The 8,151-nt window shown below is 26.0% G+C and carries 5 protein-coding genes and 2 CRISPR repeat arrays; all 5 genes read left to right on the top strand.

Annotated elements, in window-relative coordinates; all coding sequences use genetic code 11:
* Positions 1 to 13: 13 nt before the first annotated feature.
* The 5 genes from ARA56_RS14855 (at position 14) to cas2 (ending at position 7,029) form a co-directional block, all read left to right on the top strand.
* Complete coding sequence (locus ARA56_RS14855; protein WP_055268083.1) at positions 14 to 2,599, top strand: CRISPR-associated helicase/endonuclease Cas3; 2,586 nt, start codon at positions 14 to 16, stop codon at positions 2,597 to 2,599.
* Positions 2,600 to 2,776: 177 nt separating this feature from the next.
* Positions 2,777 to 3,658: direct repeats of the CRISPR family, unit length 30 nt; unit sequence GATTAACAATAACAAGAGTTGTATTTAAAT.
* 122 nt (positions 3,659 to 3,780) lie between these two features.
* On the top strand, positions 3,781 to 5,073 hold the full coding sequence (locus ARA56_RS14860) for an ATP-binding protein (RefSeq protein WP_055268085.1): 1,293 nt from the start codon (positions 3,781 to 3,783) through the stop codon (positions 5,071 to 5,073).
* A 166-nt stretch (positions 5,074 to 5,239) separates the two neighbouring features.
* Positions 5,240 to 5,731 (top strand): CRISPR-associated protein Cas4, encoded by a 492-nt coding sequence (gene cas4, locus ARA56_RS14865; RefSeq protein ID WP_055268087.1) that lies wholly within the window; start codon positions 5,240 to 5,242, stop codon positions 5,729 to 5,731.
* A gap of 9 nt (positions 5,732 to 5,740) precedes the next feature.
* A complete protein-coding gene (cas1b, locus tag ARA56_RS14870; protein ID WP_055268089.1) occupies positions 5,741 to 6,739 on the top strand; it encodes a type I-B CRISPR-associated endonuclease Cas1b in 999 nt (332 codons plus the stop codon).
* Positions 6,739 to 7,029, top strand: coding sequence for a CRISPR-associated endonuclease Cas2 (gene cas2, locus ARA56_RS14875; protein WP_055268091.1), 291 nt, complete (start codon positions 6,739 to 6,741; stop codon positions 7,027 to 7,029). Before cas1b ends, cas2 begins: the two co-directional genes overlap by 1 nt.
* 192 nt (positions 7,030 to 7,221) lie before the next feature.
* A CRISPR array of direct repeats spans positions 7,222 to 7,840; the repeat unit is 30 nt; unit sequence GATTAACCTTAACAAGAGTTGTATTTAAAT.
* Positions 7,841 to 8,151 lie beyond the last annotated feature (311 nt).

Consider the following 8,151-nt stretch of genomic DNA (forward strand, 5'->3'; position numbering starts at 1 on the left):
TATGAGGTGATATATGGAATATTTAGATAAGAGAGAAATTATAGATTTCAGCGAAATAGTAAATAGTAAATATAACTTTTATGCTCATAAAAAATCAGTAGGAAATAAATATGAGTATGAAAAATTAATAAATCATATAGATTTATCTAATAAATATTTCTTTAAGATTTATGATGCAAAAAATTTAGATAGTATACTAAAAAATTTTGAAGAAAAATTTTTAAGAACTGTAAGTATAGAAGGAAAAGAATTATTTAGAAAATTATTGGTGAATATAGTTAACTTTCATGATGTAGGTAAAATAAACCCCATATTCCAAAAAGATAAAATGGATAACGAACTTTTTGAAACAGATAATTTTAAGAACATAAAAAGTAAACATTCAATAATTTCATCAGTAATTTATATTGATTATTTTTTAGATGAAGTAGAAAGTTTACAAGGCAAAAGCAAAAAAATGCTAAGGACACTTTTATACTTGAACGCTTATTTAATATCAAAACATCATGGTGATTTAAGTCAATTTGAAAAATTTATAGCTAGCTTTAATAAAGATGGAGAAGATTATGGTGATGCTAATAAAGCTATATCAGTATTAAACGAATCTTACAAAGATGTATTGTGTAAGGAGTTTTCTTTAAATAGTACTAAAGCATGGAATATAGGAGACGCTGCATTAAAATATTTAAAAAAACTAGATAAAGAAGATTCAATATATCTATATACTTATGGACGATTAGTATTTTCCATACTTTTAGCCTGTGACTTTTACTCAACATCTGAATTTATGAGTGGAGTAATTGTATATGATTTTGGAGAAATATCAGCCATAAATGAGTTTTATGATGTTTATAAAGATACAAAAATTTATAAGAGCATAAGAAGATATGAACAAGATAGTTATGGTAAAAGAGAAGACTTTTCAGATGAAAAAAATATAAACGTATTAAGGACAGAGATGTTTTTAGATGCAGAAAAAATTTTAAATGAAAATAAAGATGGAGAAATATTTTATCTAGAAGCCCCAACCGGTGGAGGGAAGAGTAATATTTCTACTAATTTAAGCTTTAAGTTAATAGAAAATAATAATAGCTTAAAAAAGATATATTATGTTTCACCATTTAATACTTTGGTAGAGCAAAATCAAGCTAATTTAAGTAAAATTTTTGGAGATAAAAAAGAAGTTTTAAATAAGATAGCTGTTATCAATTCTGTTACAGCTATAAAGATGGAAGAATTAAAGGAGGATAATATCTTAGATGAAGAAGAATTTAAAAAATATGATGAAGCATTATTAAATAGGCAGTTTTTAAATTATCCATTTATTTTAATAACTCATGTTGGGATATTTAATACAATGTTTAATAATGATAAAAAATCGATATTTTCATTTCATCAACTTGCCAATAGTGTAATTGTATTAGATGAAATTCAAAGCTATAAGCTAGAAATATGGACAGAGATAATATCATTTTTAAAAGTATTTTCAAAGTTATTAAATATAAAAGTAATTATAATGTCAGCAACATTACCTAATTTAGATTTATTAACTGAAATAAAAGGTCAAACAGTAAATTTAATAGAAAATAGAGAAAAATATTTTACTAATCCACTTTTTAAAAATAGGGTAGAGGTGAATTATAATCTTATAGATAAGGAGAGAGAAGAACTTTTAGAGCATGTAACGATTCAGAGTAAAAGTAAAAAGAAAATCTTAATGGAATTTATAAAGAAAAAAACTGCATATGAATTTTATAAAGAATTACTAGATAGAAATTTAGAAGCTAAGGTGCTTTTACTTACAGGTGATGATAACTCAATAGATAGAGCAAAAATATTAAAAGAAGTAAAAGATAAGGATTTAAATCATAATGGAGTAATACTAGTTGCAACTCAAGTTATTGAAGCTGGAGTAGATATTGATATGGATATAGGGTATAAGGATATTTCTAAATTAGATGGTGATGAACAATTTATGGGTAGAATAAATCGTTCATGTCTAGATAAAGGAATAGTATATTTCTTTAATTTAGATGAGGCAGAAAGTATTTATAGAGGGGATTTTAGAGCAGAGAAAAAATATTCGCTTATAAATGAGTGGGTTAAAGAGATATTAATATCGAAAAATTTTAATAAGTATTATGAGAAGATACTTATAGGATTAAAAGAAAACTATAATGATTCAACAAGAGAAAATCTAAATACTGAAAGATTTTTTAAAGAAGATGTAGGTGGTCTAAAGTTTTCACAGGTAGCAGAAAAAATGAAATTAATTGATGATACTATGGAAAGACAGTCAGTTTATCTTGCAAGAGAAATTCCATTAGAAAATGGAGAGGTTTTAGATGGTAAAGATATATGGAATCAGTATATAGAGTTATTAAGAGATAATAAAATGAAATATTCAGAAAAAGAAGTGAAACTATCAGATGTTAGGGCTAAGATGAATAACTTTATATATGAGGTACAAAAAAATAACAATATAATGCCAAATGAGATTGTTGGAGATCTTTATTATCTTGAAGATGGTGAAAGTTACTTCAAAGATGGCAAGGTAGATAAAGAAAAATTAATAACTGGAATAGGGGATTTTATATAGATATTTACCAAGTGAAATTATATAGTTATGAGGGTAGATATTAGGATTTGTATAGAGTTTAGAATAAAAAAACTTAAGTTTTTAAATATTGATTGCTGCTTGGTAAAAAATTAAAGATGCTAGATATAGCAATAAGCTAAGTTGATTAAAATATATAGAAACTTTGAATTTTCTATGGATTAACAATAACAAGAGTTGTATTTAAATTACTCGTTGGATTAACGTAAATAATTTTACAGTTGGATTAACAATAACAAGAGTTGTATTTAAATGTATTAACATAGTCGCACCATAAAAGCATTTTATCGATTAACAATAACAAGAGTTGTATTTAAATGATATTTATAACCAGCCTATGTTCTTTGAATTTATGATTAACAATAACAAGAGTTGTATTTAAATTTTCATAAATGTATATAGGCTGTTAGCGTACTCATTAGGATTAACAATAACAAGAGTTGTATTTAAATGGATGTTAGTAGTTCACAATTTATTAAATGGGGAAGATTAACAATAACAAGAGTTGCATTTAAATTTTCCTATTTGAATAATATTCAGTACAGGTTCAACAGATTAACAATAACAAGAGTTGTATTTAAATAAGAGAAAGAAGTATAACACTAGAAAAGTATTTTGGATTAACAATAACAAGAGTTGTATTTAAATAAATAAAAAGAATGCTACTGTAATTAACACTCAGGGATTAACAATAACAAGAGTTGTATTTAAATGTTAATAATGAAACAGTTGATTTTATAGAAGTAAAGATTAACAATAACAAGAGTTGTATTTAAATAAAATGATTGAGGTAACATTAGGATAAGAGGTGGAGATTAACAATAACAAGAGTTGTATTTAAATGTTTTAAACATATTGAATTCGTATTCTTTAGGATCGGATTAACAATAACAAGAGTTGTATTTAAATGTAAATTGACAATCTGCATGCTCTAAAGTAACAATCGATTAACAATAACAATAGTTGTATTTAAATCCCTTATATATTTATTATATCCCTTTGTCGGTGAGTAATTAACAATAACAAGAGTTGTATCTAAATAGATATAAATTAAGAATAAATGTATTTAAAGAAAGTATATATGTATATAATAAGAATAAGTTGATAAAAATGTAGATAGAGCGTAAAATTAAGTTATAAAAAGTGTTGTGAGGTAACATTAAATGGAACGTAAAATTTTAAAATGGTTAATAAATTGGAAGAATAGTTCTAATAGAAAGCCTTTAATTTTACAAGGGGCAAGGCAGGTTGGAAAGACGTATTCTGCATTAACCTTTGGAAAAGAGTATTATGATTCAGTAGTATATTTTAACTTTGAAAATAATAGAGAACTAATAAAAATATTTGAAAGAGATTTAGATCCTGAAAGAATAGTAAGAGAGCTTTCTATTAATGCTGGAAAAAGTATATTTAAAGAGAAAACTTTAATATTTTTTGATGAAATACAGGCATGTGAAAGAGCATTGACGTCATTAAAATATTTTAATGAAAATGCAAATGAATATCATATAATTGCTGCTGGAAGTTTACTTGGAGTTGCTGTGAATAGAGAGCAGTATTCATTTCCAGTAGGAAAAGTTGATTTAAAAACTTTATATCCGCTTGATTTTGAAGAGTTTTTAATGGCTATGAATGAAAAAGATTTAATTAATATTATAAAAGAATGTTTTAATAATGATACAGAATTATCTTTGCATAATAAGGCTATGGATATATATAGAGAGTACTTAGTAATAGGTGGAATGCCTGCTGTAGTTAAGGAGTATATTGAAAAGAAGGATTTTGATTTTGTTCTGGCAACTCAGAAAGGTATAAATGATTCATATGTTGCAGATATGGCTAAATATGCAACACCAAATGAAACCACTAGAATAATGGCTACATTTAATAGTATTCCAGCTCAATTAGCTAAGGAAAATAAAAAATTTCAATACAAGGTTATAAAATCAGGAGCTAGAGCTCATGAGTATGAAACACCTGTAGAATGGTTAAAATCTTCTGGAGTAATATTAAAATGTATAAAATGTAATGAAGGAAAATTACCTTTATCAGCATATAGTGACTTTAATTCATTTAAAGTATATATGACTGACACAGGATTACTTTGCTCTAAATTTGGAATACCGGCCAATGCTGTTTTGTCAGAAGGAGTAGTGTTTAATGATTTTAAAGGTGCATTAACTGAAAATTATGTATGCTTTACGTTGAATGCTAATGGATATATACCTTATTATTGGGAATCTAAAGGAAGTGCAGAAGTAGATTTTTTAATTCAAGATAAAGATGGAAACATAATACCTATAGAAGTAAAAGCAGCAGAACATGTAAGAGCAAAGAGTTTACAACAGTTTATAAAAAAATATCAGCCTAAATATGCAATAAGAGTATCTGCTAAAAACTTTGGCTTTGAAAATGGAATCAAGTCAGTTCCACTTTATGCAGCATTTTTAATTTAGATATTTTATGTTAATAGTATTTGAGAATAAATATAAATTAGAGCCAATAAAATCAATAGTTTTATTGGCTCTAATTTATTTTAATAAGGTGATTATATATGCAATTTCGTGGAAATCATTATAGATAAGAGGCATGTACAAAAAATGATTTAGGAGATTTGGTGGAATGAAAGTTAATGGTACATTAATAAATTACTATTTTCATTGTAGAAGGCAATGTTATTTACATGGTAATAGATTGAATCTAGAAGATAATAGTGAAATTGTAAAGATAGGTAAAGCTATGCATGAAGAGAAAGCTACAAGTGAAAATTCTGAGATATCTATAGACAACATAAAAATAGATAAGTTAACTAAAGAATATTTAACTGAAGTAAAAAAATCTGATGCTGATGTAGAAGCTGCGAAATGGCAGTTATTATATTATTTAAAGGTATTAAAGGATAAAGGGATTGTAAGAAGAGGTAAATTAGAATGTATTGAAAAAAATAAAAGCGATAATAAGATATTATATTTTGAATTAACAAATGAAATAGAGAGAGAGTTATTGAATTATATTGAAGATATAGACAAATTGCTGACAGGTGGTAAAGTTCCAAAAGTATTAAATTCAGCAAAATGTAAGAAATGTGCTTATTATGAATATTGCTATATTTAAGGAGGAGATATGGGGAGTACTAGATATATAACATCTATGGGGGAGTTAACAAGAAAAGATAATTCTTTATGCTTCAGAAAGAATGGTAAAAATGTTTATATACCAATTGAAAATACAAAGGAAATATATTGTTTAAATGAAGTAAGTATAAATACGAAATTACTAGATTTTTTAGCTAGCAATAATATAGTAGTACATTTTTTTAATTATCACCAGGGATATAGTGGAACATATTATCCAAGAAATCAATATAATAGCGGGAAATTATTGGTAAAACAAGTTAGGAAATTTGATGAAGATAGATTATATGCTGCAAAAGCAATAGTAAGAGGGATAGGAATAAATATAAGTGAAGTTCTTTATCATTATTATAAACATAATAAGAAAGAAGTAAAGGAAACAATAGATTGGATAAGGAAAGAGTTTTTATTAGCTGTGGAAAAGAGTGAAAATATTAATCAATTAATGTCTGTTGAAGGTGAGGTATGGCAGAGATTTTATTCAGATTTTAAATTATTTTTACCTGAAGATTTTATAATGAATAAGAGGGTGAAAAGACCACCAGATAACCCTATAAATGCAATGATATCCTTTGGAAATACGTTGCTATATACTAAGACAATCTCATCTATATATCGAACACATCTAGATCAAAGAATAAGTTTTCTACATGAACCATCAGAAGGAAGATTTTCATTAAGTTTAGATATAAGTGAAGTTTTTAAACCTGTAATAGTTTATAAAACAATATTTGATTTAATTAATAATAGAAAAATTCAAGTAGATAAACACTTTGAAAAGAAGGTTAACTATTGTTTGTTGAACGAAGAAGGTAGAAAAATATTTATAGAAGCTTTTGAGGGAAGATTAGAATCTGTATTTAAGCATCCAAAATTAAAACGAAATATTAGCTATAGGACGGCGATAAAGCTTGATTGCTATAAATTAATAAAATGGATATTGGAAGATAAAGAATTTATTCCTTTCAGTATTAAGGAGGGAATGTAATGTCTAAAAAAGTAAATTATAATTATGCTTTTGTATTTTATGATGTAAAAGAAGAAAGAGTAAATAAAGTTTTTAAAGTATGTAAAAAATATTTATCACATTTTCAAAAATCGGTTTTTAGAGGAGAAATGACACCTTCTAAATTAATAAGATTGAAAAAAGATTTAGATAGAGTTACCGATAAAAATGAAGATTTCATATGTATAATTAAACTTCTAAATGATAATGTATTTGATGAAGAAGTATTTGGTGGAAAATCAATTGTAACAGGTGAGGATTTAATAATATAAAGTATCTAAAGAAATAATTTTACCAAGTGGAACATTATAAAAATATGTTATTAACTAGGAGTAATTCTAGCTTTACAGTAATAATTAATCACTAATGTAAAAAGTAATTAACGGTTGGTAAAAATTTTGTATAAGTAGTAGTTGTAAGCACTTAGCAGTATTGGTAAAGTTATAAGTAGGTATTTTACTTTGGATTAACCTTAACAAGAGTTGTATTTAAATATGATAACTGTTGCACTTTCTGGTTTTACTGGAAGATTAACCTTAACAAGAGTTGTATTTAAATAGTCAAACTGTTGGTGTGTCTAGCGTATCAAATGCGATTAACCTTAACAAGAGTTGTATTTAAATAAATTTAAACAATAGATTAAATAAAAATACAGTTTGATTAACCTTAACAAGAGTTGTATTTAAATGCTATTTTCAATTGGATTTAAAACCAAAGATATGGATTAACCTTAACAAGAGTTGTATTTAAATAGCGATATTAAAAGCAAAGTTGGGAAAAATAAATGAGATTAACCTTAACAAGAGTTGTATTTAAATCGCTAGGCAAGGACGCTACAGACGTAGGGGAAGCGAGATTAACCTTAACAAGAGTTGTATTTAAATAAAGCGATATAGATGGCGTAACACTAAAGGTGTCTAGATTAACCTTAACAAGAGTTGTATTTAAATTTGTAATGTATTTGCTAACGTTATACAGGACGAAGCGATTAACCTTAACAAGAGTTGTATTTAAATAATTCCGGCAGAAGTTTGTATAGTATAGATAAATAGCGATTAACCTTAACAAGAGTTGTATTTAAATTCCAATGTCTCCATTATTGAAAATCTAAAATCATCGATTAACCTTAACAAGAACTAATAATGAAAACTATGAGATAGCTTCTATAATGGCAAAGATTGAAGGTTGGAAATCATACGATAAAAATAAGACGGGAATGCTTAGATTTCCTATATACAATAAACAAAGTGGTCTTATGTCAATATTTTGGACACAAAAAGTCAAACTTTTTTATGCTGCACTTCTAGCTAATAATTCACATTGATCTGGAGTCATGTAATTAATAGAAGAGTGTAGCCTTTTTCTGTTATACCAACCTTCAATATATTTAAAAA

The sequence above is a fragment of the Clostridium disporicum genome (assembly GCF_001405015.1).
Lineage (GTDB): Bacteria > Bacillota > Clostridia > Clostridiales > Clostridiaceae > Clostridium > Clostridium disporicum_B.